We start from the raw sequence: 290 nt of genomic DNA, 5'->3' as shown, positions 1-290 counted from the left end.
TGCCAGACGAGAGTCTTCAAGATACAGCATTTTTCTTTTGCTAAAAGCTTTAGATTAGATGATAAGAAATAACAGTTTTACCAGTAGTTTTCTACCGCAATATTACCTTCTCCACGGCGATTCATCACCAGTTCTAAGCTCTTTAACGTCTCTTTGGTATCTTCTACCATATCTGGGTTGCCGCAGAGCATAACGTGCGTGCTATCGACATCTAAAGCAATGCCTGCGCGCTCTTGTAGCGTTCCATCTAGTAGCAATTTTGGCAGGCGCTCTGTCAGTGCACCTTCGAT

1 pseudogene is annotated in these 290 nt (G+C 43.4%); it reads right to left on the bottom strand.

Annotated elements, in window-relative coordinates:
• Positions 1 to 77: 77 nt before the first annotated feature.
• Positions 78 to 290 (bottom strand): annotated as a pseudogene (locus AAEY75_RS14540) (ferredoxin--NADP reductase); the annotation flags it as partial.

It is taken from the genome of Psychrobacter sp. TB55-MNA-CIBAN-0194 (assembly GCF_040309505.1).
Taxonomy (GTDB): domain Bacteria; phylum Pseudomonadota; class Gammaproteobacteria; order Pseudomonadales; family Moraxellaceae; genus Psychrobacter; species Psychrobacter fozii.
The sequence above is the reverse complement of the archived record's forward strand: the minus strand, read 5'-3'. Positions and strand labels throughout refer to the sequence as shown.